Source organism: Afipia sp. MLSD5-FHT05B12 (assembly GCF_058793355.1).
Map to the genome: position 1 here is coordinate 180,868 of NZ_JBXAFS010000001.1, position 26,646 is coordinate 207,513.

The 26,646-nt window shown below is 56.8% G+C and carries 21 protein-coding genes; 12 read left to right on the top strand and 9 right to left on the bottom strand.

The annotated features are described in order from the left end of the window. Positions 1-6: 6 nt before the first annotated feature. Both AC1Q6J_RS00740 and AC1Q6J_RS00745 read right to left on the bottom strand, forming a co-directional pair. Positions 7-1,431 (bottom strand): protein kinase domain-containing protein, encoded by a 1,425-nt coding sequence (locus AC1Q6J_RS00740; protein WP_492277404.1) that lies wholly within the window; start codon positions 1,429-1,431, stop codon positions 7-9. A 1-nt stretch (position 1,432) separates the two neighbouring features. Further along, the gene (locus tag AC1Q6J_RS00745) at positions 1,433-2,173 is read right to left on the bottom strand and encodes a metallophosphoesterase family protein (protein WP_492277405.1); all 741 of its coding nucleotides are present in this window, start codon (positions 2,171-2,173) and stop codon (positions 1,433-1,435) included. A 159-nt stretch (positions 2,174-2,332) separates the two neighbouring features. On the opposite strand from AC1Q6J_RS00745, the gene AC1Q6J_RS00750 reads away from it, so the two are divergent. After that, positions 2,333-3,166 carry a universal stress protein gene (locus AC1Q6J_RS00750; protein ID WP_492277406.1) on the top strand — a complete coding sequence of 278 codons (834 nt, stop codon included), beginning with the start codon at positions 2,333-2,335 and terminating at the stop codon, positions 3,164-3,166. Positions 3,167-3,316: 150 nt separating this feature from the next. Here the strand turns inward: AC1Q6J_RS00750 and AC1Q6J_RS00755 are convergent, their stop codons facing one another. Together AC1Q6J_RS00755 and AC1Q6J_RS00760 are read right to left on the bottom strand one after the other, a co-directional pair. Then, complete coding sequence (locus AC1Q6J_RS00755; RefSeq protein WP_492277407.1) at positions 3,317-3,484, bottom strand: hypothetical protein; 168 nt, start codon at positions 3,482-3,484, stop codon at positions 3,317-3,319. Between the two features lie 131 nt (positions 3,485-3,615). Continuing rightward, positions 3,616-4,875, bottom strand: coding sequence for an MgtC/SapB family protein (locus AC1Q6J_RS00760; protein ID WP_492277408.1), 1,260 nt, complete (start codon positions 4,873-4,875; stop codon positions 3,616-3,618). A gap of 245 nt (positions 4,876-5,120) precedes the next feature. Between AC1Q6J_RS00760 and AC1Q6J_RS00765 the strand changes: the two genes are divergently transcribed. After that, entirely contained in the window at positions 5,121-5,501 is a 381-nt protein-coding gene (locus tag AC1Q6J_RS00765) for a hypothetical protein (protein WP_492277409.1), read from the top strand. 309 nt (positions 5,502-5,810) lie between these two features. Here AC1Q6J_RS00765 and AC1Q6J_RS00770 read toward each other — a convergent pair whose 3' ends face one another. Next, a complete protein-coding gene (locus AC1Q6J_RS00770) occupies positions 5,811-6,050 on the bottom strand; it encodes a hypothetical protein (RefSeq protein WP_492277410.1) in 240 nt (79 codons plus the stop codon). A gap of 439 nt (positions 6,051-6,489) precedes the next feature. On the opposite strand from AC1Q6J_RS00770, the gene AC1Q6J_RS00775 reads away from it, so the two are divergent. Genes AC1Q6J_RS00775 through AC1Q6J_RS00785 form a run of 3 tightly spaced genes read left to right on the top strand, consistent with a single transcriptional unit; the run spans position 6,490 to position 11,510 of the window. After that, the gene (locus AC1Q6J_RS00775) at positions 6,490-7,977 is read left to right on the top strand and encodes a cytochrome P450 (protein WP_492277411.1); all 1,488 of its coding nucleotides are present in this window, start codon (positions 6,490-6,492) and stop codon (positions 7,975-7,977) included. Further along, complete coding sequence (locus AC1Q6J_RS00780; protein ID WP_492277412.1) at positions 7,974-10,028, top strand: hypothetical protein; 2,055 nt, start codon at positions 7,974-7,976, stop codon at positions 10,026-10,028. Before AC1Q6J_RS00775 ends, AC1Q6J_RS00780 begins: the two co-directional genes overlap by 4 nt. Before the next feature lie 15 nt (positions 10,029-10,043). Then, a complete protein-coding gene (locus AC1Q6J_RS00785) occupies positions 10,044-11,510 on the top strand; it encodes a Dyp-type peroxidase (RefSeq protein ID WP_492277413.1) in 1,467 nt (488 codons plus the stop codon). Between the two features lie 20 nt (positions 11,511-11,530). Here AC1Q6J_RS00785 and AC1Q6J_RS00790 read toward each other — a convergent pair whose 3' ends face one another. Continuing rightward, positions 11,531-14,731 carry an ATP-binding protein gene (locus AC1Q6J_RS00790; RefSeq protein ID WP_492277414.1) on the bottom strand — a complete coding sequence of 1,067 codons (3,201 nt, stop codon included), beginning with the start codon at positions 14,729-14,731 and terminating at the stop codon, positions 11,531-11,533. A 282-nt stretch (positions 14,732-15,013) separates the two neighbouring features. Here AC1Q6J_RS00790 and AC1Q6J_RS00795 point away from each other — a divergent pair, with 282 nt between their 5' ends. After that, on the top strand, positions 15,014-15,733 hold the full coding sequence (locus AC1Q6J_RS00795; protein ID WP_492277415.1) for a Crp/Fnr family transcriptional regulator: 720 nt from the start codon (positions 15,014-15,016) through the stop codon (positions 15,731-15,733). Positions 15,734-16,287: 554 nt separating this feature from the next. Here the strand turns inward: AC1Q6J_RS00795 and AC1Q6J_RS00800 are convergent. Both AC1Q6J_RS00800 and AC1Q6J_RS00805 read right to left on the bottom strand, forming a co-directional pair. Continuing rightward, positions 16,288-17,937, bottom strand: a complete 1,650-nt coding sequence (locus AC1Q6J_RS00800) for a Na/Pi cotransporter family protein (RefSeq protein ID WP_492277416.1) — start codon at positions 17,935-17,937, stop codon at positions 16,288-16,290. Positions 17,938-17,991: 54 nt separating this feature from the next. Further along, positions 17,992-18,780: a DeoR/GlpR family DNA-binding transcription regulator gene (locus AC1Q6J_RS00805; RefSeq protein ID WP_492277417.1), complete on the bottom strand. Its 789-nt coding sequence runs from the start codon at positions 18,778-18,780 to the stop codon at positions 17,992-17,994. Between the two features lie 311 nt (positions 18,781-19,091). On the opposite strand from AC1Q6J_RS00805, the gene AC1Q6J_RS00810 reads away from it, so the two are divergent. The 5 genes from AC1Q6J_RS00810 to AC1Q6J_RS00830 all read left to right on the top strand — a co-directional run bounded on the left by AC1Q6J_RS00810 (position 19,092) and on the right by AC1Q6J_RS00830 (position 24,040). Continuing rightward, entirely contained in the window at positions 19,092-20,108 is a 1,017-nt protein-coding gene (locus AC1Q6J_RS00810; RefSeq protein ID WP_492277418.1) for an ABC transporter ATP-binding protein, read from the top strand. Positions 20,109-20,157: 49 nt separating this feature from the next. After that, positions 20,158-21,435, top strand: a complete 1,278-nt coding sequence (locus AC1Q6J_RS00815) for an ABC transporter substrate-binding protein (RefSeq protein WP_492277419.1) — start codon at positions 20,158-20,160, stop codon at positions 21,433-21,435. 66 nt (positions 21,436-21,501) lie between these two features. Continuing rightward, entirely contained in the window at positions 21,502-22,401 is a 900-nt protein-coding gene (locus AC1Q6J_RS00820) for a carbohydrate ABC transporter permease (RefSeq protein ID WP_492277420.1), read from the top strand. Continuing rightward, the gene (locus AC1Q6J_RS00825; protein ID WP_492277421.1) at positions 22,398-23,207 is read left to right on the top strand and encodes a carbohydrate ABC transporter permease; all 810 of its coding nucleotides are present in this window, start codon (positions 22,398-22,400) and stop codon (positions 23,205-23,207) included. The genes AC1Q6J_RS00820 and AC1Q6J_RS00825 overlap by 4 nt, the downstream gene beginning before the upstream one ends. Next, complete coding sequence (locus tag AC1Q6J_RS00830) at positions 23,096-24,040, top strand: endonuclease/exonuclease/phosphatase family protein (RefSeq protein WP_492277422.1); 945 nt, start codon at positions 23,096-23,098, stop codon at positions 24,038-24,040. Before AC1Q6J_RS00825 ends, AC1Q6J_RS00830 begins: the two co-directional genes overlap by 112 nt. A gap of 196 nt (positions 24,041-24,236) precedes the next feature. Here the strand turns inward: AC1Q6J_RS00830 and AC1Q6J_RS00835 are convergent, their stop codons facing one another. Then, positions 24,237-25,145, bottom strand: a complete 909-nt coding sequence (locus AC1Q6J_RS00835) for a DUF2189 domain-containing protein (protein WP_492277423.1) — start codon at positions 25,143-25,145, stop codon at positions 24,237-24,239. Between the two features lie 600 nt (positions 25,146-25,745). On the opposite strand from AC1Q6J_RS00835, the gene AC1Q6J_RS00840 reads away from it, so the two are divergent. Then, a complete protein-coding gene (locus AC1Q6J_RS00840) occupies positions 25,746-26,579 on the top strand; it encodes a cytochrome c oxidase subunit II (protein WP_492277424.1) in 834 nt (277 codons plus the stop codon). The last annotated feature ends 67 nt before the right edge of the window (positions 26,580-26,646 follow it).

Consider the following 26,646-nt stretch of genomic DNA (forward strand, 5'->3'; position numbering starts at 1 on the left):
TTTTCGTCAGCCGATAAGTCTGTTACGAGAAGAAACCGAATCGCGGTTGCGCACAACGGTCACTGTGCAGGGCGCGCGTGACGCGACAACAGCTGAGACACTGCCCAGGAATTTACGGGAAGTGGAATTGGCTCGTGCGCCCATGATGATGTGATCGGCGTGATTGGCGTTCGCAAACTCCAGAATGGATTGCGCAGGATCCATCGCCTCCAGTACGTGATATGTGATTTTGCTGTCGGCGAGCTGAAGCGGATGGGCCCAGTTTTTAAGACGCGCCAGCCGGTCGACGTGCTTGTTGTTGCCGCTCTCGTCCAGCGTGCGATCGATAGCGACGCGATTGAGTTTGAGGACATTGACACATGCAATTCTTGCACCCGGAATAGTCCCCAGGGTCTGAAGCGTCTGTCTTTGCAGCGCGTCGGAAAGATTGCCGGATTCTTCGCTTAAATCAATCGCGAGCATAACGATCGGAGCAGCTGCAATTTGCGTTGTCATGGAATTCCGGCGCAGCAACTCAATATTGTTTTGATCGAATTTCCGCTTGAGCGAACTCCAGAAAGAGCCAGGTTCGGTCTTGTTGGCGCGTGCTGTCAGCCTCACTTGTGTTGGATTGCCCAATTCAAACCCGACTTGGGCCGCTGTTGGATAGCGTTCAGAGGGATTCACCTCGAGACAGTGCAGAACGATTTCCTGAAGCTCGGGCGGATAGTCATGTCGTATGGCTCGGGGCGGAATGGGTTCTTTCCAGAGCCGCTGCTTGAGACCCTTGAGTGATTGAGACTCCCCAAAAGGGCGCTTGCCCGTCGAAAGAAAGTAAATCAAAACGCCCAGCGCAAAGATGTCGCTGCGTGGATCGCGCCGGATGCCAAGAATTTGCTCCGGAGCCATGTATGGTGCAGTCCCATAGGGAACACGAAATTCTTCGTCCATAAGATCCGGTAACTGGCTGTGGTGGGCAAGGCCAAAGTCAATCAGGACAACATCGCCGTTTGGCCGGATCAAAATGTTCGAAGGCTTGATATCGAGGTGGATGACATGCTGCCGGTGAATGTCGTCTATCGCCGTCGCAACGCGGGAGGCTATACTGATCGTTTCATCGTAGTTTCGCGGCAACTGATCGAGGAGCGGCATCAGGCTGCTCCCGGCGATATACTCCATGACAATGTAAGGCTGAACGCTGAAATCGCCGGAGGCAAAGAATCTCGGCACATGCGGTCCCGACAGGCGCGGAAGGATCATCTGTTCCATTTCGAACCCAACAATCGCGCTCGGATCCTCGCCTTCGAACAGCAGTGGCACCTTCATAACCAGAGGAACGTCGATATCGGGATGGGTCACGCTCCACAGCATCGCCATGCCGCCGGTGTGAATGGGTTGTCCGATGATAAATCCGTCTATTGTTGATCCAGACGTCAGTCGCGGCCTTGCCATTTCATCGCCCTCGGAACAATCGGTCGGCAAGATTGTGCGGGAGCCCGGCGGCGCGAATTTTTGATGCCGCCGTTTCGATATCATATGGAACGCGGTGATACGTGATCTCCGACGTCTGGTCGTCGAATGTGGAGTAACTTGCTGCCGTGTGACCGTCGCGCGGCTGTCCAACAGATCCGACAACCGCCAGCCATCTGCGCTGCTTCAGAATCGGAATAGCTATATTTGGTATGGGCTGAAATGAAATCAGCTTCTCCAGGGAAGATAACGCGTAAATGGCTGGTATATGAACGTGACCACAGAAGGTCACGTGGGCATGATTAGCGTGAAGGCTGCGGCGGGCGGTGTCTGAGTCCGTTACGTAGTTAAAACGCGCGGGAGCCGACGCATCGCCATGCACATACAGATACGCCGATTCCTCTATCGTCATAGGCAGGAGATCAAGAAATTTAGTCGATCGATTGCTGAGTTGAGTACGGGTCCATTCGATGGCCAGTTCCGCGTTCCTGTTCATGGAAATCGAATGATCCGAAATCGCTCGGTCGTGGTTGCCAACGACGGCGATCGCGCCGCCATCGACGAAAGACATGACCTTATTCACGACCCATTCGGGGTCCGCTCCATAACCGACGTAGTCGCCCAGAAAAACATAGCGGCCCGTGTTGTGCGTCTCCGCATGCTGAAGACACGCCTCAAATGCTTCCCGATTGCCATGAATGTCGGACATCAAAGCGTAAAGCATCGAAATCTCTTGCCGGCCAATTCCCACATTATACGGATAGGAGGGGCTAATTTCATTATGATACCTATTTGAACTGCTTTCCAAGTTGATATGAGTCAATCATGTGCAATCGGCATGCGACATACTTTCCAAGGTCGGCATCGTATTTTGGAGAAAATCATGATCAAGGACATTATCCTCAATCTGGAGCTTGATAAGTCGCGCGATAGCGTTCGTGAATATGCGATCTCGATTGCCGAGGCATTCGACTCGCACATCGCAGGAGTGGCTTTCGCCGATGGCAGCAGTATTCCAAGCTTCCTCATGCCGGATTTTCCATCCCATGTTCTTGCAGGGCTCGTCGCCGAACAGGAAAGAGCAGCGCGCGAGGCGGTCGCCCGTTTCGAGGAGGGCGCCAAACGGAGTCTGCTCTCGGTAGAGCCCCGGCTGATTACTCAGAGCGAATTTGGGCCGCCCAGTGCGTTTTCAGCGATGGCTCGGCGGTTCGATTTGAGCGTTGTAATGCAGTCTGATGACGATCACGGCGCGAACAACGATATCCTGATCGAGGCGACGTTATTCGATTCGGGGCGACCGTTGATCGTCGTGCCCTATATACAGAAGGATGGATTGAAGTTCGACCGCATTGTGTGCTGTTGGGATGGCAGCCGCGCCGCAACGCGTGCCATCAACGATGCGCTGCCGCTGCTGAAGAAGTCTCAGACCGTGGAATTGTTTATCGTCACCAATCAAAAAACCGCAGGTGAGCGTGAAATTCGCGGCGCGGAGATCGGTAACCATCTTGCACGGCACGGTATCAACGTAGAAGTCGAAGCGGTGCCCGCAGCCGATATTGATGTGGCCGATGCTATTCTGTCACATATATCGGATTGTTCGGCGAGCATGATCGTGATGGGTGGTTACGGGCACTCCCGGCTTCGCGAATTCGTGCTTGGCGGTACGACGCGCGGAATACTCTCGACGATGACGGTCCCCGTCTTTATGTCGCATTGATCGTCCAGCGAAGCCGCCGTTACCGCGCATCACGGATTCAGTGCGGACGGCGGTGCTTGCATCGCTTTGATACGGTTTGCATCTGCCGGTTTGTGCTTTAGCCGTCGTTCAGCCAATACGAGGACTTCCGACGGGCCATCTTGAGCACTCCTAGGACTTCCACCGGCGAGGCCAGAAGGCGGCAGCAGCGACCAGCGCTGCGATCAGCACAGTCGTAATCATCATCTGGAAAACACCGAAATTGAGAGCATCGCGTGCGACGAACAACGCGGTAATCGGAGCAGCGATGTAGAGCAGTATGCGCACGATCCAAGCCACGATCGACGTTCCTTTTGCAAGACTGTAGCAACTCTACGTTGGTGCGAGGATTACCGATTGACCTGCGTCAAGTCGTTCGTGCGTTCCACGGGCTGTCAGCGGCGCTGCGAGCATCTGTCGATGTTCCGGGACTATCCCTGAATTTGCCATGTTATCGCAGCGAGCCCAGCAGCAATGGCGGCGCCGCTGATCCCGCCAACCAGCATCCCAATGTCTCGCCCTCCAGCCCACCCAGCAATCACGGCTTTTGAGGCGGTGTTAACGCCGACCGCGATCATGATCGCCTGAGCAGCGATATTGAGGTCGAGATATCCCCCGCCTAGTCGAGCCATCGAGATGGTTACGGCGTCGACGTCAGCCACACCGGAGAGAGCTGCGACCATTAGAACGCCCGTGCTTCCAAATGTCTGACGGATGATTTCGGCGGCGAGGATCACGGCGCCGATAAAGGCCGCCGATTTGAGAGCCGTTCCGAACGCAAGCGGATTGTCTATCTGGAGTTTGGGCGTTTGTCGTTCGGTGTTGCTTAGCAACAGGATTACAGCTCCGGCCAGAAGGATCGCGGCCGCGCTCGCAAGCGGCAGCAACAGCGGACCGAGCAACGCTCGATTTAGAGCGACTGCCACCACAGCGACGCGGACCATCATGACAGTACCGGAGATCACAATACCGGCGCTCAGAAGTTTGGAAGAGCCAGGATGCGCTCGGCCAAGCGCTGCGAAGGTCACGGTCGTTACGGTCGATGATGCCAGACCGCCTGCGATCGCAGTCATGACAATGCCGAGACGATCTCCCAGGATCCGAACCGCGATGTATCCCACAAAGGAAATCGCAGCTGTCAGAATGGCAAGAAGCCAGATCTCATAGGGGTTGACCGAATTCCACGGATCAATTGTCCGGTTTGGTAGAATCGGCAGCAGCAGGAAAGACATCGCGAGCAGAATGAGGATTGCACGGAGTTCTTGCCACTTGAGCGAGGCGATCCCGCTGTGTATCCATTCGCGCAAGGCAAGAAGACCGGTCATGGCGACGGCGCAGGCGATCGCGATGTGGGGATCTCCTGTAATCGACATCGTCCCGAGTAGAAATGTCAACATCCCGGCGACGACGGATGTCACGCTTAGGTTCCGCTCTGCCTGGGCCTCAAGCCAATGGAACGCAGCGAATATTGCCGCATACCCAAGAAAGACAAATCCGACGACCAGACCGTTGGTTTGAAGTGCAACGACTCCAGTCGCACCGCCGAGCAGGCCGGACAGCGCAAATGTCCGGAACCCCGCAGCTCGCTGGTGATCTTGCTCATCGCGGGTGCGCCAGCCGCGCTCCAGGCCCACGAGCAGACCGATGGCTAGCGAGATAGTGAGACGGCTAAGAATTTGGCTCTGATCCATACCGTAATCACCCTTCCGCCCGTGGTTTCGGTGGGGCGGATCTCGTTAGTGTTCGGCTGGCGCCGGCGATCAGGTACCTTATGACGCGTAAATCATTCGCCTCGCCAGCTCCGCGCGTGTTCGCTGTCTCCGGATCACATTCGCCAGGTTAAGTTGATCGAAATCCCTAGCTCCTGTTTGACGTGGATCAATGAAGATCCAGCGGAGATAAGTACCATTAAGCGGCATAGTAGTGGAGATATTCCATGTCTGACGCACTGAATGTCGAAAAATCGGCAAACGGAAACGGGGTCGATGGCATTGCCAATCAGCTTGTCGGTATGAACAAGCGATCGATTGATCTGTTTTTCAATGTTCAGAAGGCGGTTCTTGAGGAACTGATCGATGTAAGCAATGATGCGCTTGAACGCACGAGCGCTGAGTTCTCAATTGCGAATGAGTTCGCGTCCAAGATCGCGGAGGCTCATTCAGCAAATGGCATGAAGCAGGTTTACGAAGAATGCGGCAAGCATCAGGCAGACTTCATTCGTCGCGACAGTGAACGGGCTTTCAAGCATTGGAAACGTTTTCTCGACCGAACGTCAAAGATTTTCCTGAACCAGCCGCCGGAAAAAATTTCGGCGTAGGCTGCCTGTTCTGGGCCATGCGCTGATGACGGCCTTTTACCGCGCACTTTGCACCTGACGCCGATAGCTGTCATGCATGTGATGGCTGGACTGCTAGAGGCAACGCGGCAGCGTGTTCTCATTTAACTCATTATCAAAGAAGCTGACAGCAGTCGGGCGTAGACCACAGTCTACGTGGATAGAGGTGATAGCGGACAGCCGGTCTAGACTTCACCACCTGGAAAGATCGTGGTGAAGGGTGGCGCTCTCGATAGCGCGTGGTGGCGTCAGTTCGGGCCGGCAGAAATTCCGACCGGCAGGTTCTTTGCCTTATGGTGAAGTTCCTGAATTGGAGGAGCCGGCGTTGGTTGAAGGCGAAGCTACCTTTGCTGCTGGTGCAGTGTTCGACGCGGGAAAATCCATGGTCGCGGTATCGAATGTTGCTTCCCCTCTGGCGTGCGGGTTGCTCGCATTGAGGACGATCAGGCTGCCGACCAATAATCCGTAGGTGCAAAATGCGCCGACGATGTAGACGATCTGGCGGGTGCTGAAGCTGGACTTGTTTTTCATAGGAGCCTCCTGTCTGGCTGCTATGTACCTTTTCGGCAAAGGGAGCGATCTGTCTGTGACCTGACCCACAGATCACGGGATTCCATAACCTCACCGCAGCGGAAATTGCGCGGAATGTGAATGAGTTCACATTCGTAAGCTGTCCCGATCGGCTATTTCTTTAAGGCGGGGGGCGATCGAGCCATCCAGAGTCCTGCTGCATCAGGGAGCGGAGTCTCGTGTGTGCCACCCAAACTGTTGGTGTTATTAAAGATTTGCAGAGTGTTCGTTGATCTCTTTGCCTTCCAAAAACCCTGCTATCTGCTTACCGCTCGTGAACCTCTAAGTATTGGCCGTCCGTTTGTGGAGATGATATCCTGCGACCTGCCGCGCATACCAATTAATTGCCTGTCCGGATTTTTAGCGCGTGCGTTGCCAGCGATAATTGCGGGATGTCGTCATGAGCACGAACGTTCCTGATTCAATGATCGAAGGTCCACATCGCGGTTCTTCCGCGGCTGCCGCAGCCCCGCGCCGCCACTGGCGGGCGACTGACGGCGGCGCTCTGACGAGGCTTCTGCAAAGAATTTCGCTAGCCAGGCAGATGGCGAGCTACCGATTCAGCTCGTATATTTTTTCACACCTCTGGCTTCTCAAACTTGTCTTCACGCTGCTGCGCCGTGTCCGTCCCATCTCGATCTTTGGCAAGCTCGTCGTTCTCACCAAGATGAGCGATGTCCGCGAGGTTCTCGGACGCTTTGATGACTTCACGCTCGGCGAGGTAATCGAGCCGGGAATGCCGTGGGGGCCGTTCCTGATGACGGTTGACTGGCGCGAGCAGCACGCGCGCGAGCGAGGGCTTCTCCAGAGTGTGGTCAAGCGGGAGATCGACCCGCAGACAATCAGGAAAGCTGTCGCCGATGAATGCCGCGAGCGGATAGTCGCTGCCAAAGACGGCCGGATCGACATGGTTGCCGAGATCACGGAGCCCGCCGTCATTCGCATCGCCAATGACTATTTCGGCGTCGCTCCGTTGAAGAACGACAAGCGCCGCATGGCGCGCGCCACGCGTAATCTGGCCGGTATCATTATGGTCAATCCTCCGGTCGGCTCACAGCCGTGGATCGACTCGCGTGACGATATGGTCGCCCTGACGCAACAGCTGCTGGAGCAGATTGAAGCTGTAAAGTCGACAATCGACGCATCGCGCCAAAGCGAGCTTCCCGACAACTTGCTGACGCGGTTGACTGTGCTGCTACACGCCGGAGGCACACCAAAGTGGTTTGATGAAGACTGGATACGACGATACCTGACTGGCCTGGTTGCGACCGGCCTGGCGACGGTCGTCCGCGGGACGTCGCAGACGGTTGACCAACTCGTGGCGCATCCGGATGCCTTGCAGGAAGCGCAGCGTCTGGCCGCAGCACTCGATGACGCGGAAGCGCATGAACAGCGCCTCACGAGTAGCGCGTCGGAAGTCGAACGGCGCTCTGTCGCAGAGCGAGTGGCAAGATCGCGGGATGCGCTGAGACACTACATCTATGAGGCTCTTCGGTTCCGGCCGATGCTCCCCCTATTGGTGCGCGACTGTCCGCGCGAAACAATCATCGCAAATGGAACAGGGCGCGTGCGTGTCGTGCCGGCCGGCGCACGCGTTCTGGCCGCACCGCTGGCCGCTATGTTCGATCCGGACGCAATTCCACAGCCGTGGCGCTTCGATCCTCAACGGCCGCTCGAGAAATACATTCATTTTGGCGACGGGGAGCGTCGCTGCTTCGGGCGGTACGTTGCCGAGTGCGCGCTTATGGAAATGGTACGGGCGGTGCTGCGTATTCCCGGTCTTGCGCGCGCACCTGGAGCCGATGGCCGGATCCGCTATGAGGGGCCGGCGCCATATTCATTTGTACTTACCTTCAATAAGCAAACCACCGGGGCTCAGGAGCGGTGAACCCGAACTACACGACCATCATTACGCCGCTCGAGCCCGGCCGTGTGGATGCATGCCGGAAGTATCTGCGCAACAAGGCCGAGCCGCGTCTCGTCGACGATCTCATTGAATGTCAGCCACTGTTCCGGTTCGACAAGATCGCAAGCCTGCATTTTTGCAGCTTTGTCATTCTCGATGCAGACGGTGAATTTGCTCCAAGCCTCGTGTTCGAGGCGACCTTCGACGGATCGAGAGAAGATTTTCTGGATGAGTTATTGGAAATTGCGTCAGAGGGCATGCATGAGGTCTATCGGAATTGTGCGGATTATCCGTTTTCCAGTCGCGCCGCGCCTCAATTGATCGAGGAGTACCTTGCGAATCATGATGTCGGCGCGAACACCTTTTTCAGCGGCAGTCCGGGGCGATCCGTTGCGCAAGTTAAAGGTGAAAACCTTCTCCGCCACGGCATTCTCACGTTTCTTTCGAAGCGGTGCCAGCCGGGCGATGCTATTCCAGCGCGATCGGCCGGATTTCTGGACGAGGTGCGGCGGCATGTGATCCGCAGCCAAGACGATAATCGTTGGGCCGAGCAAGTTGCGCCGGTACCCTGGGAAATACGACGGCGTTCGGGGATTGTGGCTGCCGCTGTTATCACGGCGTTCATCGTGGTCTGCGCGACAGGCATTGCCGTAGGCGCGCTGTTCGGGTGGGGACCGTTTGTGCTGCACGGGCATATCGTCCGGTCCTTCGAGCAGGTGAGTCACATCGGGGCCAGGATCGGCAACTTTGTGGTCTCCTGGTTTCCCTGGATTGCCAGCCATATCACGATCGAACCTGCGATCCTCCATATCCTGATTGCATTGACTGGCGTGTGGCTGATCGTTCGCATCTTTGAACTCGTCCTGACCGGCTGGACGAAGAATCCTCACGATCAGCTTTTCATCAATCGTTTTCCGCTCCAGATCGCGGTTATCGTCAGATACGCACTGATCGTGTTTCTTGTCGGCTCGGTCGTGCTGGCCATCATTTCAGGAATGATTGCGACCCGATCAGCGGGTGTTGACGTAACTCAATCCGGCTTTTGGCCGTCGGTCGTAACGGCGGTATCAGTCATCGGGCGTCTGATCGTTGCCGGCTTGATCTTGGCTGTTCTAAACTATTGGGCAACATCCCTGAAGCTTGCTGTGCAGCTTCGGCCTTATAGCGCTGTTCGCGAGAACGTCCGGCGGCTGCTGCTGGATATTGACAGGTTTGCGATGGTTATCGTTACGGCCATCGGCGTTCTGCTCGTCGCCCGTCTCCTGCCGTTCTCCGTCAGTGAGCAGATCGCGGGGGGCGCGCGCTCGTTCGTCTTCGCCATTCTTGTCACTGTGGCTTACGGACTCATCGGCATCCTGGCCTTTTATGCCATCGGGCTTTTCATCTTTGGGTTGATACGAATTCTCGAAATCAGCGACAAACGCAGATTTTTGGAGCCCGCTGAACTCATCGCGCGAGCCAGGGATAATGCCAGGAAGTACGATCGAGAGGAAGGCGGCATCAACAAGTATCAAAACCATCTGGCGAGCATCACGTCTGTGAAGCCGGGCTTCATTCGTTGCTGGCTGCTGCGCCTCGCGCTCTTTGCCATCAACCTGCTATCCCGATTCTGGTTTAACCGCGGGGAACTTGGTGGCATACCGACGATCCTGTCGGCGCGGTGGGTGATGATCGACGGCGGGAAGAGATTGCTGTTTCTGGATAACTATGGCGGCGCCTGGGAAAGCTATCTGAATGAGTTCATTGATCTCGCGGCAGTGAAGGGCCTGAATGCCATCTGGTCGAATACCTTCGTCGCCGCTGGGGGAAAATCTTACACCTTTCCTGCATCGAAATTCCTCTTCTGGAAAGGCGCTCAGGCGGAACAACCATTCAAGGCCTATGTCCGCCAAAGTCAGGTCGAAACGATCGTCTGGTACAGCGCCTATCCCACGCTCAGTGTCATCAATATCAACGCCAGTACCGATCTGAGACAGTCGCTGTTCAAACCGCTGAACTATGGCGAGATCGACACGATATTTCGAAGCCTTTGATTATGGGTAGCTGCCATGGAGAAGATTGAATGGGATGACGTTCAGAGGCTGGTGCTGAGCGGGTATCCGAAATTGCCGTTTTCCGCCTATGTCTTCTGGCACTTTGTGCCCGGCGAGGTCGATGCTGCAAAGAAATGGCTGAGGTTGTTGTCCGATCGTCTGACGCGCGCGACGGCCCGCGGCGATAAACAAGCGATCAATCTGGCGCTTACGGTGCATGGTCTTGAGCATCTCCACATCAGTGACGACGCGCTTAACAGCTTCTCTCTCGAGTTTCTCGAAGGCATGGCCCCGAAGCCGACAGCGGAAACGAAGTTTCCGCGCCGGTCGAACGTTCTAGGAGATACAGGTGACAGCTCGCCCGAGCACTGGGAGTGGGGTGGCTGGAAAGGGAATCAAAGCATCGATGGAATGCTGTTGCTCTACGCTGCTGACAAAACGAAGCTGCGATCATTCATTGACGCCGAGATCGAGGCAATGGCCGGGGTTGCGGCGCCGGCACCGCGACAGAATGGAGAGCCGCTGATTATCGACGGTCGGATCTATGACGATCGGAAGGAGCATTTTGGATTTACAGACGGCATTTCCCAGCCTTTGATTGAGGGCTCGCCCAAGGCGGAGGGAAATGGCAGGAAACGCAGCAGCGACGCCGATCACAACAAAAAGCTTACACCGGAGGAAAGGAGGATTCTTCTCGTTAAGCCCGGTGAGTTCGTACTCGGCTACCAGAACGAGCGCCGCACCAGCATTGCGGATGTCTCTGGTGCGAAGACTGGCGGGAACACTGTGCCACGCGATATCCGGCGCAATGGGACATATCTTGTTTTCCGGCAATTGGAACAGGATGTGCCGGCCTTCCATGAATTTGTTGCGACGACGGCTGAACGTATCTATGGCCGAGCCGATGAGCCCGCGCGGGAAAAGATTGCGTCGCAGCTCATTGGGCGAACACACGGAGGTCATCCTCTGGTTCCGATCGATCAGCCCCCTGGGGGGACTCCACGCAACGATTTTCTCTACCACTTTGAGGATCGTTTCGGTATGGCTTGCCCGATCGGTGCTCACATCCGCCGCGCGAATCCGCGAGATACCATCGGGCCGGACGCCGATACAGCTTTGCGTCTTTCAAAAATGCACCGCATCATCCGGCGTGGGAGGCCGTATGGAGAAAGATTCGACGCCGCGAAGGAAAATGCGACCGGCAGGCAAGCGGTTCGTGGAATTTCGTTCATCGCTCTCAATGCGGATATCGCCGGGCAATTCGAAATGATCCAGCATTCTTGGCTGAACAACACTCACTTCGGTGGTCTCTACGCCGGTACGGACCCGCTTGGACATTTCAGTTGCACTGGAGATGTAGTCACCATTCAGGACAGGCCAACGAACCATCATATCGAGCGGCCGCGCCCGTTTGTTCGGGTCCGCGGCGGTGCCTACTTCTTTCTGCCCGGTATAGAAGCAATTCGCTCGTTGGCTGGATAATTGCAGGCGCGGAGAGCGGGTTATCTGCCCGCGATGCTGGGCTCTTTGTTTCGATTTTCTGCGTTATCCATTGCGCGGCGACAAGTCGCCATCAGAGTTAGCATGCCGCATTTTTCTGCAAGCCCGAGCGCGCGCTTGAAACAGGCTTCTGCCGCGACGCGGTCCTGCGGATTGCCTGCCCGTGCGATTTCACCGAGCAAGTATGCCGCGTAGGCCTGCTGCGGCAGCTCTCCGCGCTGTTCGGCGAGCGCCAGAGCGCGCTCACCGGCAGCCTGCGCCTCGGCAAGGCGGCCGGCGGCGAGCAGGGCCCGACCTTGTGCAACGAAAAGATAGCGCCAGCCGAACGAATGCTCCGCCAGCGGCACGTCGAGCCGCTCGGGCACCGACAGAATATCGAGGGCAGTTTCGACATCGCCAGCCGCGAGATGAGCCTCACCCATACGGGCTGCGAAGACGGGATACATCTGGACCATTTCGAGATCCAGACAGGTCTGCCAACTTTCGCGCAACAGGAGAAGCGCCTCGACATGTCGTCCCTGGAACGTCCTCAGGCGACCGAGCACATGATTGATATTTGCACGCGAGTAGGCGTGATCCAGGATCTCAGCGCGCCTGCTGGCGTCCTCGGCCACGGTTTCCGCTCGGTCGAGGTCGCCGAGTTCAATCAGTGAGTCCGCCATGAAGGTTCGCAAAAGAACGCTTGGATAGGCGGCCCAGCCAGCCCGCTTCTGGTCAAGCTCCGGTGTTTCAATCGCAATACATTTCTCGTGCATCTCGATCGATGTCACGAAATTGCCGAGCTCATGATGGATAATGCCCACGATGAGAAGCGCGGCGAACTGCAGTGATGGATTTCCGATTTTATCCGCGATGTTGCTTGCGGTTTCAGCCGCGGCCATCGCAGGGGCGTGCTCTCCGAGCCGCCATAACGCTACAGCAAGCTGACAATTGACCGCGGCTGTGCGCAGGGAATCTCCGGAGGTATCGGCCAGACGGCTCGCTTCGCGCAAAACCTCCGCAATCCGGCGATGTTTGCCGAGCGGTTCGAGCGCGATCACCAGTGTCAGGTGGAAATCAATCTCGGTTTTGATCCTTGCGGGAGAGGCTGGCAGATGTGACAGGGTTTCCAGGCCGCGCTCGAAGATGCTGATGGCGTCTTGATTGGCGCCGCGCTTTACGGCTCGCCGGCAACTGCGTAACTGGTAGGGGACGGCCTTTTCCCATAGCTCGGCCTTAAACGCGTGGTCGGCGAGTTGGTCAATGTACTCGTCAAGGCGATCGAGAAAGCGCGACTCGATAATGTCGACGGCTTTAGCATGAAGGGAGCGCCGAAGGCCCAGCAGCATCGTGCCGTAGACAACTTCACGCGTGAGCTCATGCTTGAAGGAATAGTCGGCCGATGTGGTGCTTCTGATTTTCCGAAGAAAGTCGGCAGCCTCCAGGGTTCGAAGCTCACTGGAGATTTCCGCAGGCGTCACGCCCAGCATTTCCGAGAGCAGGGTTACGGATATCTCCATGCCGATGACGGCCGATGTCTGAAGCAGGGACTTTGGAAATCCGTCCAGGAGATCGATGCGAGCCGCGAGTACCGAATGAATGGTCTGCGGAATTTCAACCCTTCCGGTCCGTTTAACGGCCCGGTAGCTGCCTGGCGGTCCTTCGAGAAACCCTGTTTCCTTGAGCGTCTGGACCAGTTCTTCCATGAACAAGGGATTACCTTGGGACTGCGCCAATATTTTCCGCTTTAAAGGGGTAAGGCTGCTGTCGTCCCCCATCAGCCAGTCCATCAACTGATGAGATGTCACATCGTCAAGTGGTGACAAGTCGATACCAATTGTGCCGCGATCCAGCGGACCGCCCTCGGGACGCTGCGTTCTGATAAGGACGGCCCGCGTCCCTTCCAGCGCGCCAGCCAGATTTTGCAGAATGAGCTTCGTTTCGGCGTCGGCCCAGTGAAGATCTTCGACCAGAATGACAGAGGGATTCAATCGCGTGTAATGGACCACCAACGACCTGACGGCTTCCATGGTTTTGAGCCGGCGCTCCGATGGCTCCAGCTTTTTCCACTCCTGATCGTCGGCGTTGACGTCCAACAGCGAGAGAATTGGCGGCAAGAAAGCCGACAGATTGCTATCCAGACGGTCGATCCCACCCTTGACGCGGCCAACGACCGTTTCTGGATTGTCATCAATGCCAATCCCGAACATGGCTCTGATCAGTATGCCGATGGGGTAGTAGCTCGAGCTCGTGCGCTGCGAGGGGCAGGCGGTTTCAAGTACGGTCCATTCGTCGGAGAGGTTGCGGATGAAGTCGTGTATCAGCCGGGATTTTCCCAGCCCCGCTGCGCCGACAATGCTCAGCGACTGTCCATCTCCCGCTGCGGCACTCTCGAGCGCGCTTCTCAGGCTGCGCAGTTCGTTTTGCCGGCCAACGAGGACGCTGAGGCCTCGCGCGGATCGGACCTGCCACCGCGTTCTCATCCGTATTGCCGTGAGTTCGAAAACTTCGACCGCTTCCGAGACGCCCTTTACCTCCAGGAACCCTCGCGGCTTGACCGTAACAAAACCTTTCGCAAGATCATGCGTTGCTGCGGTCAGAAGTATCTTTCCTGGCGCGGCTGCTTCTTCCATTCGCGCGGCCAGATGGACGCTCTTCCCGACGGCGTCATAGTTCATCGCCAGATTGTTGCCGATCGAATGGATGACGACCTCACCGGAATTCATGCCGATGCGGATGGCGATATCCCTTCCGGTCTTTTGATTGAGTTCGTCGACAGCGGTTCGCATCGCAAGTGCCGCGCTGCACGCTTGAACCGCATGATCCTCCCTGGCGATAGGGGCTCCGAACAGCGCCATAATCCCGTCGCCGAGTGTCTGGTTTACAAAGCCATCGTGATGATGGACTGCATCCATCAGGCTTTTGAGGACAGGACCAAGAACCTGAAGCGCTTCCTCCGGATCGAGCCGGTCGATCAGCGCGGTGGAATCGCGGACATCCGCAAAAACGACCGTGACGTGTTTGCGTTCACCGAGCATCGCTCCGCCGGAACGCCGGATGCGATCGGCAAGGTCGGCGGGGATGTTCGATTGCAGAAAGGAAAGTGCGTGCGACGCTGTCTCGTTGGAGCGGGCCCTCGGGCGTCCGCAGCCACCGCAAAATCTGGCTGTCGGTTCAAAAAGGAAACCGCAGTAGCTACAGCGATGATCTATGCTGCTGACCAAGCCACGCTACCCTATGCTTATGGCAGCCCCGCAGTTTTCTAGTCTAAGTTAGGTTTAAGGGTTCCTTTGACAATAGCAAGACGGATTGGCCTCAGGGATCGAGGTTGGACGCAAAAAATAGCTGCAAGCCAAGGGGGTACCGCGAATGTATTATGGGCTTCGCCGCGCCGGACCTGCATTTGATTGAAATCTCAAGAAGTTTGTATTGTTTTGTTCCCGGCGTGTCGCGAGGATCGCCGAATAGGAACAAGTTTAGTTATTTCGCAACCGGGCCAAACGCCGATGCTTCAAAACGACAAGCCGACAGTAGCCCGATCCGCTGGCGACAAGACGCGTGTCTTGCGCAACCATCTTCTATTTCGCGACCTTGGCACTGATGCGCTGGATCAACTGTGCCATTACGCCAAAAAGAGAACCCTCAAACGAGGCGCGACAATTTTCGCCAAGGGTGACCCGGGCCAGAGCCTCTTCTTCATTATCAGCGGTACGGTGAAAATCGGCGTCTCATCCGCCGACGGCCGAGGCGCCATTTTCAATATGGTCGACGCGGGAGAAATGTTCGGTGAGATAGCCGTTCTCGATGGCCTTGCCAGGACTGCGGATGCCATCGCGAATTCGGATTGCGAGTTGTTTGTCATCGATCGACGCGACTTTATGGCCTTGTTGGCCAATCAACCGACGCTGGCAACAAAGATGATAGAGCTGCTTTGCGTGCGGTTACGCTGGATCAGCGATCATGTGGAGCAGGTCATATTTCCTGACCTATCAGGCAAGCTGGCCAAGGCACTCATCCGTCTGATCGACAGGCCGGGCGCTGCACCGGATAAGAAAATCACAATCACACAGCAGGAAATTGGCGAGATGCTTGGCACGTCGAGAGAGAGCGTTAACAAGCAACTACACGAATGGGCCGACCGCAATCTGGTCCGTCTTCAGCGTGGATCGATCACCGTTATCGATGTTGATTCGTTGAAGGGTATGGCGGAGCGCTCGCAGGATTGATTGTACTGGAACACAGGCAAAGCGGCCTCAACCGGACAATCACCGATTGGCCATTAGAGGCTTTGTGTCTTTTGGAGACTAGCCAACGGGCACGCCCTGCGGTTGTCGGCTGGGTTTTTCTGCGTCTGCTCAATCTGCGCGGATGTCTTTATGGGCGAGGTTGATCGGGAGTTTACGGCGAATCCGATCAAGGCCATCACGAGAGCAAATTCGACAGCCAGGACCGAAACCGACCATCTCCAGCATATCGTCCAGTTTCGCCGGCTGCCCACGCCGTATTGGGTAAATTCTCCTATGGGGCTTTGCATGAAATGCCTCCTTTGAAGGGTGGCGATTTCTGTAGCTTGGATCGGTATCGACGTATGTGAACCAAGTCACAGTTCGATGGCATTATGCGCTATTAAGGAATGTTGGGTTGTTGTCCGTTTTGACCGGCTATTGCGAGCCTCTTGTCTGAGCGGACGTTATTATTCGGGCAGAGCCGCCACGATGCTCCGGCGAAGACATTCGCGGTCGTTAGAATGGAGGCGGATCATGTGTCCGCTGCAAGCAGGCTATGTCACGCGGCTTGGCAGAAGTGCTCCGGTGCGCTCGAGAACCGGATATGCGGCGGCGGCGATGATGTATGAATTGATCTGCTTGATATCGCGCAGCAGGTCGAGATGGATCGAACTGGCCTGAGCGGACTGAAGATTGCTATTCCGAAGTCTATGGAAATGCGAGGCGGTGGCTTTCGACTCCGCGTCCCGGAATGCAGCTTTTTCGTCGGCCAGCAAACGAGCGGTTCTCGGATCCTCTGTGACGAACAGAGATGCCGCGGTTTTGAGGTTGGCGGAAAGACGCCCGATCATCGTGGACAGATCCGTTTGCTCTTCGTCGGAGAATATCAACCCGCGCTTCAGTCTCTTGGACGCATGCGGTAAAAAATTACGGTCCACCACGTCGCCGGCTTGCTCAATGTTCATTGTGAATGTCAGAATTTCGTTCAGGCGGCGGTGGTCAATCGGGCTCAATTCTTCCAGATCAAGCGACGTCAGATATGCCTTGATGGCAATATTCAATTTGTCCAGCACGTCTTCGCGTCGCCTGGTTTCGACGAGTATTCTGCGATCTCCTTTCGCTAGTCCGGCGCTCATCCCTTGCAGCATTTCTTCAAGAACGTCTGCGAGACGCAATGCCTCGCGCGACGCCGCGCCGAGCGCGACGATGGGTGTCCCCTTCGCTGCGGGATCGAGGTAGAGCGGGCGCGCCGGGTCTGCCGGATCAATGCGTTCCGGAAACCATCGGCGCAACAGTGCCGCATAGGGCGTTAGCAACGGCAACGAGATTGCCGCGACAGACACATTGAAAAGAGTATGGAAATCGGCGACAGCGCGCGCGCTGTTTAGCTCTATCAACATCAGAAAGTGACTGATCGGCTCCAGAAAACCTATTGTTGCAACGACGCCCAGAACGCGCCCGAGAAGATTCCCGAACGGCAGTCGTTTCGCCGCCGGATCGTCACCGCCGGGGCCCTCGATGAGAGGATTGATGGCCGTACCAAGATTCGCGCCAAGTACCAGGGCAAACGCAGTGTCGGCGGGCACGATGCCCTTGGTCGCCAGCGACATGATGAGCAAAACAATGGCGACACTCGAGTGGGCGGCCCAGGTCAGCGCTGCCGCGAGGCAGACGTCCGAAAACCATGACGCTGACACGGCGTTCAACATCATGCTCAGGATCGGGGAATTCTCATAACCTGTCATCAGATCGAGAAGCTGGCGCAACGCAAGCAGCATCAGGCCAAGACCGATGAAGACACGACCGAGATCGTGAGACTGTGTGCGTGTATCCCTGCGAAACATCAGCATGCCGATCAGGATCAGCGCCGGCGAAATCAGCACAACATCGAACGACAGGACCTGAACGATGAGCGTTGTTCCCAGATTGGCGCCCAGCATAACCGCGAGCGCTGGAACAAGGCTAACGAAGCCTCCTGCTGCAAAGCCAGCGGTCATGAGCCCGGTCGCGGTGCTGCTCTGGAGCACGGCGGTTACGCCGACGCCCGCCAGAAAGGCGCGAAAGCGATTACGCAAAGCGCTGCCGAGGATCGAGCGCAGCTTCGATCCAAATGCACGCTGGATGCCTGTTTGCACCATATGCGTGCCCCAGAGCAGCAAGGCGATCGCACCGGCCAATTCGATCAAGGAGAAAAACAGGGGCATGATCGAATCCCTCTCAGATGTTCCGACCGCACGCGGTGGTGCAAATAGCCTTGCCTAAGCCGCCTGCACGCGGCTATCGCGCGGGATGTGGATACTGCCGGCGTATTGTTCGGCGATCGGCTCAAAACCAGCCGGCACGGGCTTGTCCGTGAAAAAATGATGGCAATCGTTGAGATGTCCGCCGCGCACTGTGGCGTTTCGGCCAAACTTGCTGGCATCGGCGACGAGCAGGGCTGTTCGGCAGTTCGCGACGATGGCCTGACGCGCCTGGACTTCGCCCACGTAAAAATCGAGCAGCGTGCCATCCTCATCAATGCCGCCGACACCGAAGATTCCGATATCAGCCTTGAAATCGGAAAAGAAACGCACTGCGGTGTCGCCAATGATGTCACGATCGAAGGGGCGCAGCGTGCCGCCCGCAATTGTAATTTCCACCTCGGGATTGCGGGCGCATGCTGCCGCAACGTTAAGGTTGTTGGTAATGATGCGCATATTTTTGCGATAGGACAGCGCCTGCGCGATATACTCGGGTGTCGTGCCGAGTCCGATCATGAGGGAAGCGCCGTCAGGAATGAATTCGTAGACCGCCTGTGCAATGCGCCGCTTGGCGTCGGGGTTCAGGCCCTGCCGGCTTCCATAGGCAAGATTTTGATTTTGCACCGGAAGACTGACGCCACCGTGGATGCGCCGCAACAAACCTTGATCGCATAGTTGGTTCACAACCCGGCGAACTGTCTGCTGGGTGACGTCGAAATGCGCGGCGAGATGCTCGATCGAGGCGAAGCCTTCTTCGCGCACGATCTCCAGAATACGGGCCTGTCGTTTGCTGACGATCTTTAGCATGGCACCCTGCGTGTCATATTTCCTTATCATTCGAACGTTAAACCTGCAATTTCTATTTCATACGGTCATAGAATATGTTCATATGAACATGGGAGGAAGTTAGTGTCGTTGCTGTCCGGACAAAAACAAAAGCCGGTAGTAGCGCAGGCATCGACGTCCATACCGCCAGCAAAGGTCCTGCATCACAAAGGATCGCCTCGCGGTTACTGGCCGGACGCACATAACGTCGCGCGAGAATGAAGCAACGGACTAGGATGATCCTGCACGACGACGCGTGCCCTTTCGGCACGTCACAACGAACCGGGTAAATCATGTCGGCGATCACGCTCGATCATGTCTCAAAGAATTGGGGCCCCATGCGCGCCGTCGATGACGTGAGTCTCACGGCGGATGAAGGATCGTTGCTTGTCCTGCTCGGCCCATCGGGATGCGGCAAGTCAACAACACTACGGTTGATCGCGGGCCTCGAACAGCTCGACGGCGGCACGATCAACATCGGTGGCAACGACGTCACCCATCTCACGCCGGCCCAACGCAAGATCTCCATGGTGTTCCAGTCATATGCATTGTTTCCGCATCTGAGTGTGGCTGAAAATATTGTCTTCGGTCTGCGCGTGCGTGGCGTGTCCCGCGCCGAGCGCGACGCGCGGCTCAAGCGCGTTGCGGATATCGTCGGCCTCGGACAACTGCTCGAACGTAAGCCTTCTCAGCTCTCCGGCGGTCAGCGCCAGCGGGTGGCACTCGGACGCGCAATCATCGCGGAGGCGAAGGTTTGTCTCATGGACGAACCGCTCTCCAACCTGGACGCCAAGCTGCGTCACGAGATGCGTACCGAAATTCGCTCCCTGCAACAGCGTCTCGGAATGACGATGGTTTACGTGACCCACGATCAGACCGAGGCAATGACGATGGCTGATCGCGTTGTGCTGATGCACAATGGCCGTATTGAACAGAGCGGTACTCCGGAGGAGCTTTACAATCGTCCGGCAACGGCGTTCGCCGCACGTTTTATCGGCACGCCGCCAATGAACATCATGACGCTGGGCGATCGGCTGATTGGCATTCGTCCGGAGCATATCCGTATCGTGTCGCAAGACGGTCATATGGCTTGCGTAAAAGCTGTCGAACATCTTGGCGCCGACAGCATCGTTCTTTGCGAAATTGACGGCCAGCAGATTTCCGTTCGGCAGAATGGCTTCAACAAGTCTTCGCCGGGCGAGAGTATTCAGCTCGCCTGGGATGCCAGCTTCGAACATCAGTTCGACAAAAACTCGGGCCGGCGGATGGTGTCCGCTTCCGGAGAGATGAGACTTGTTGCATCTGGGTAAGGCCACGACGGCGGATCGGCGCGCGACAAATCATAGTAGGGAGGACAGTATGAGATTCTTTGGACGAATGATGATGGCAGTGGCTGCGCTTGCAGTATTGTCGTTAAGCCCGCGCCCTGCGGCGGCGGTGGATCTTACGATGTACTATCCGGTCGCGGTCGGTGGGCCGGTAACCAAGATCATCGACGACATGGTGGCGCGTTTCGAGAAGGAGAACGCAGGCATCAAGGTGACTGCAGTCTATGCCGGCAACTACACCGATACGATGACCAAGGCGATGACGGCGATGAAGGGCGGCCAGCCGCCGCAACTGTCGGTCTTGCTGTCTACCGACGTCTTCACGCTAATGGACGAGAATGCCATCGTGCCCATGGATGGTCTCGTCGGCGACAAGACGTGGTTCAAGGAATTCTATCCGGCGTTCATGGCGAACGGACAGATCGGCGGCAAGACGTGGAGCATTCCATTCCAGCGCTCGACCATCGTATTGTACTGGAACAAGGATGCATTCAAGGAAGCCGGCCTCGATCCGGAAAAGGCGCCTGCGAGCTGGGACGAAATGACCGAGATGAGCAAGAAGCTCGTCAAAAAGGATGCATCCGGCAACACCATACGCTGGGGTGTCGAAATTCCGACCACCGGCTACGGCTACTGGATGCTTCAGGCGCTCGCAATCGAGAATGGCCAGAAATTGATGAACGAGCCGGGCAATGAGGTCTATCTCACGGCTCCGAAGACCGTCGGCGCCCTGGACTATTGGGTCGACCTGTCGCGCAAGCACGCCGTGATGCCTCCGGGTAGCATCGACTGGGCGACGCTGCGTACCGACTTCCTCGAGGGCAAGACTGCGATGATGTGGCACACCACGGGCAATCTGACCGCAGTGAAGGATGGCGCGAAGTTCAATTTCGGTGTCGCAATGCTGCCCGCGAAGGAGCGTCGCGGTTCGCCGACCGGCGGCGGCAGCTTCTACATCTTCAAGGGAGCGTCACCCGAGCAGCAGAAGGCAGCGGTGAAGTTCGTCCAGTGGATGACCGCACCCGAGCGCGCTGCTGAGTGGAGCATCAAGACCGGTTATGCCGCCGTCTCGCCTGCTGCTTACAAGACCCCGACAATGGAAGCCTATGCGAAGGGTTTTCCCGCGGCTCTTGTTGCCCGTGATCAACTCGAACATGCGGTGCCGGAACTCTCCGTTCACGAGAATGGCCGCATCTACAAGTTCGTGAATGACGCCATTCAGGCGGCGGTGACGGGCACACAAAAGCCGTCAGAGGCGCTTGCCGCTGCCCAGCAGCAGGCTGACCGCGTGCTGCGCGCGTACAAGTAAGGAGAAAGCCGGGTGGCGGTTCGCCGCCATCCGGTCAACTGTCCGATGACGGGACAAGCAGCCACTATGTCAGTCGCCACACGCAAGCCGAAGTCGCATGCATGGTGGAACGCTGTGAACGCGTGGCTGCTGCTGTTGCCTGCCGCGTTGCTGCTGGCTGCATTCACTCACTATCCGATTCTTGCGACAATCCGGCATTCATTCTTCTTGATCCGCCGAAACGGCACGGAGGTTTTCGTCGGCTCCGAAAGCTATCGGTCGATGTACGCTGATCCCATTTTCTGGAAGGCGCTGATCAACAATTTCTGGTTTGCGCTTGGCACCATTCCGACATCGATCGCACTGGCGCTGTTGATGGCGATCTGGGTTAATCGCAACATTCGCGGGCGCGGCTTCCTGCGTCTCGCTTTCTTCACTCCCACTGTGCTGCCGATGATCGCCGTGGCGAACATCTGGCTGTTCTTTTACACCCCCGACTATGGGCTGCTCGACCAGTTGCGCGGGGTCTTCGGGTTCGCGGGCTGGAATTGGCTCGGCGATCCCAGCACCGTGATGACGTGCCTGATCGTTATGGTGATCTGGAAGGAAGCTGGCTTCTTCATGATCTTCTATCTGGCCGCGCTTCAGCAGTTGTCACCGGATCTGGAGGAGGCGGCGGCAGTCGAAGGCGCGAGCCGCTGGTACATTTTCCGGCGGATTACATTTCCGCTTCTGATGCCGACCACGCTGTTCGTGGCGATCAACGCGGTCATCAATTCATTCAAGCTGGTCGATCATCTGGTCATCATGACCAAGGGCGGACCCAACAACGCCAGCACGCTGCTCCTCTACTACATCTATGAAGTTGCCTTCACGTTCCAGGATTCGGCGTATGCGGCGACCTTGACGGTGGTGCTTCTGGCTCTCCTGAGTACGCTTGCGCTGCTCAAATTCGGCTATCTCGACCGCAGGATTCATTACCAATGAACGGTCGCACTCATCCTCTTGAAGCGACCGCGGCCTGGGCGCTGGCGCTGCTCTGGCTTGCACCCCTTGCTTATGCCTTCTGGAGCGCTCTGCATCCGGCGGCCTATGCGACGTCCTTCAGCCTGTCCGCGCCATGGACGCTGGAGAACTTTGTTCGTGCGTGGAATCAGGCGCCATTCGGGCGTTACTACATCAACACCATTGCGCTGGTCGTTGTCATCCTGATCGGGCAGCTCGTACTTTCGACTCTGGCGGCCTACGCTTTCGCGCGCTTCAAGTTCAAAGGAAGCGGGATCGCGTTTGCGCTGGTGCTGCTGCAATTGATGATCATGCCCGATGTCCTGATCGTTGAAAACTATCGTGTGATTGGAAAGCTGGGATTACTGGATACCATCCTGGCGATCGCGCTACCTTATTTCGCCAGTGCGTTTGGCATCTTCTTGCTACGGCAGACATTCAAAAGTGTTCCGCAGGAGCTGGTCGAAGCAGCCCGTGTTGAAGGGGCTGGGCCGCTCCAGATTCTCTGGAAAGTCTATATCCCATTGGCCCGGCCGACCTACGTCGCATTTGGCCTCGTATCAGTCAGCTACCATTGGAATAATTTTCTGTGGCCTCTGATCGTCACGAATTCCGTCGAGAGCCGGCCGCTCACCGTTGGATTGGCGGTATTTGGGGCGCCGGAAACTGGGGTCGATTGGTCGATCATCACGGCTGCGACGGTGATGACCATGGCACCGCTTCTGATCGCGTTCCTGCTGTTTCAGCGGCAGTTTGTGCAGTCCTTCATGCGGGTGGGCATTCGCTGATGCGATTGCTGACATGGAACATCCAGTGCGGCAAGGGTTGTGATGGTGTAATCGACCTTGCGCGCATTGTCGCAGTTGCAAGAGAGTTCGCTGATGCGGATGTCTACTGCTTCCAGGAAGTGTCCGACAATTTCACCAAGCTCGATGGCGGCGCGGATCAAAGCGCGAAGCTGGTGTCGCTGCTTCCCGGATATCGGCCGGTATTTCGTCCCGCGATCGAAGCGATAGGCGACGACGGAAGGACGCGTCGGTTCGGAAACATGACGCTGTCACGCCTGCCGATCGTGCAGATCGCCAACCATTTGCTGCCGTGGCCAGAAGCCAATGTCCGCAGCATGCGGCGTCAAGCGCTGGACGTAACGGTTCAGGCCGCGTTCGGTTTGTTACGTATCGTGAATACCCATCTTGAATATCATTCTGCCGCTCAGCGTGAAGCGCAGATTACGCGGTTGCTCGATCTGCAAGAGGAAGCATCAACAAATCCGAGAACGGGTGGCTCTCAGGTCGAACCCTACGCTGCGCAGACGCTTGCGGCGTCGAGCTTGCTGTGCGGCGATTTCAACTTTGATATATCAGATCCGCAGCATGCGCTGATCCATGAATCGAAACGCCCCGGGCTGAACTACCGTGACGCATGGTCGATCTGTCGTTCCAGCGAGCCTCATGCGCTGACCTGCGGGCTATATGATCACGAGCAATGGCAGGATGGCCCTGATTGCAGGGATTTCATATTTGCGACAGACGATCTGACCGACCGGATTCGGCATGTCGACGTCGATGGGAAAACCGATGCTTCCGATCATCAGCCCATTTTTATCGAACTGGCTGATTGAAACACTGCGATCGTGAGTGGTCGTTGACGTCGGTTACAGGCCGCGCTTCGCGCCGTGGATTGCCTCAGGCACCCGGCTCATCGGATAGGTCTTCGCTGCTGAGAAAGGGTCCGTGTCGCGCTGACCTGCTTCGTGGAAGCAGCAAAGCTGGCGCAATCGCACCAGCTTTGCCAACGCTCTCGGAATGCTCGCTGCTTTACGGCTTGTCGCGCCCCCAGGGGAACAGAGAGGCCGGAAAGTCCGCCGCATACCTCCGTCCTTTCGGTTGGCGAGGTTGTTCCTGGTAGGGATTTGGATCGGGCTCCAGCACCTTGCGATAAAGGTGCCAGGTGGCGTGACCGAGTACGGGCAGAACGACGGCGAGACCGAGGAACAGCGGAATCGAACCAATCACCAGCAGCGCGGCAACAATCAACCCCCATGTCGCCATGGCAACGGGGTTCTTCGCCACAACCCGCAGCGAGGTCCGGATTGCATCGATCGCACTGGCGTGCCGGTCAAGCATCAGCGGAAACGCCACCACACTGATGCACAAGGCGATGACAGCGAACAGGAAGCCGACACTGCATCCCACAACCATCAGCTGCAGCCCTTCCTTGGTCGTGAAAATGCGTGAAGCGAAATCAGGAATGCTTGCAGCAGGGGTGTTGCCGAAGATGGCAACGTAGATCGAATCCGCGGTAGCGACCCAGACAACGAAAAGAATGAGCAGGATCACGCCAAGTCCGAGCATGGCTCCGAAGGACGGCGATCTCAGCACGGCAAATGCATCCCATGCGGAAGGTTCTTCCCCGCGCTCGCGGCGGCGGCTGAGTTCATAGAGACCAAGTGCCGCAAAGGGGCCAATCAGTGCGAAGCCCGCCGCCAGCGGGAACAGGAGCGGCAATACCGAATAGCCCAGCACTGTCCTCGCGATCACAAGTCCAAGTACCGGATAGATGACGCACAGAATAATCGCGTGGCTTGGAATCGCCTTGAAGTCCTCCCAGCCCAGCCGCAAGGCCTCAAGCAGATCGGAGGTTTTAACGTTGCGAACGACAGGGAGGGCGGCGCCATAAGACGCGCTTGGTACTTGTGGAATGTTGTCGGAATATGGTGTGGCCATGGCCGCGATCTCCCATGCGTTCGCACCGGCGAGATTGGGCGTCTTTTTCAAGCGACGTTCAATCGCCTTCGTGCGCAGAAATAGCGACCAGACAAGACGGCCAAGTTCACGAAAGAGCTATGCCGGACAAACCGGTCGCGACCTGTAGTGCTAATATAGCGTATCCTGACAAGAATAGCACGCGCTGTTAGATCCATTGTGCAACTGCAAAATCTTTGCCGCTGCAAGCCCGTGGAAGACGCGGCGCGCTTCAGGCACTCAGATCGCAATGCGGTATCGTGCGCGACGCCATAATGTTCAACAAGCATCGTCTGTTCGCATAAGCCGGTCTATTGACAATCCAGCCTGCCGGGGAACATCCTGTAGTGGTAAATGCCCATAGTTCAATGACACCAGCGATCGCAACATCTTCGCTGAATTGAACCCGACCGGCTTGCATTGCTCTTGAATTTCTTACGTCGGATTCGATGTTGCGACCGGTAAAAGGGGGCAAGGCGGCCAGCATTGCGATGGCTAACTTTAGGCATGCCATCCCATGTCGACTTGAGCCGTGCCCCTTAAGTCTTGTCCGTAGCCTCTAAAGGCAAGGATGAACAAGGGATGGCTGTCGCACTCATATTGCTTCTGGTCGCGGTCGCTTCCGTGTTGTTCCACCTCTGGAGTCCGTGGTGGTGGACGCCGATTGCTTCAAACTGGAGTTACATCGACGACACGATCACGATGACGTTCTGGATCACCGGAGCGGTGTTCTTCGCGGTCGTCGCATTCATGGCCTATTGCGTCTTCCGCTTTCATCATAAGGAGGGAAGGCAAGCGGCCTATGAGCCGGAAAACAAGAAGCTTGAATGGTGGCTCACCATAGGAACAGCCGTGGGTGTCGGCGCCATGCTCGCGCCAGGTCTGGTTGTCTGGCACCAGTTTGTTACCGTGCCGGCCAATGCCACCGAAATCGAGGTTATGGGCCAACAGTGGCGCTGGAGCTACCGCCTTCCGGGAAAGGATGGCCGGCTCGGTACGTCCGATGCGCGCAACGTCAGCGCCGAAAATCCTCTTGGACTGAATCCCAACGACCCGAACGGACAGGATGACGTCGTGATTGAAAACGAAGATCTTCACCTGCCGGTGGGAAAGCCGGTGAAGGTGTTGCTGCGTTCGATCGACGTCCTGCATGATTTCTATGTGCCAGAGTTCAGGGCTAAGATGGATATGGTGCCGGGCTCCGTCACCTATTTCTGGTTCACTCCAACACGAACCGGGACGTTTGAGGTTCTTTGCGCAGAACTGTGCGGCATCGCGCACGCGCAAATGAGAAGCAAGGTCATCATTCAGGAAGAGAAGGACTATCACGCGTGGCTGGAGAAGCAGCAGACGTTCGCGGAGCTATCCGGTCAGCGCAACATCACGAAGGCGACTTACAAGACAGGCAGTGAATGAAAAGTATTGGCGAAGAGACCTGCGCTTCATGAGGCAAACTCTTCCCTGATGAATGGAAGACCATGGA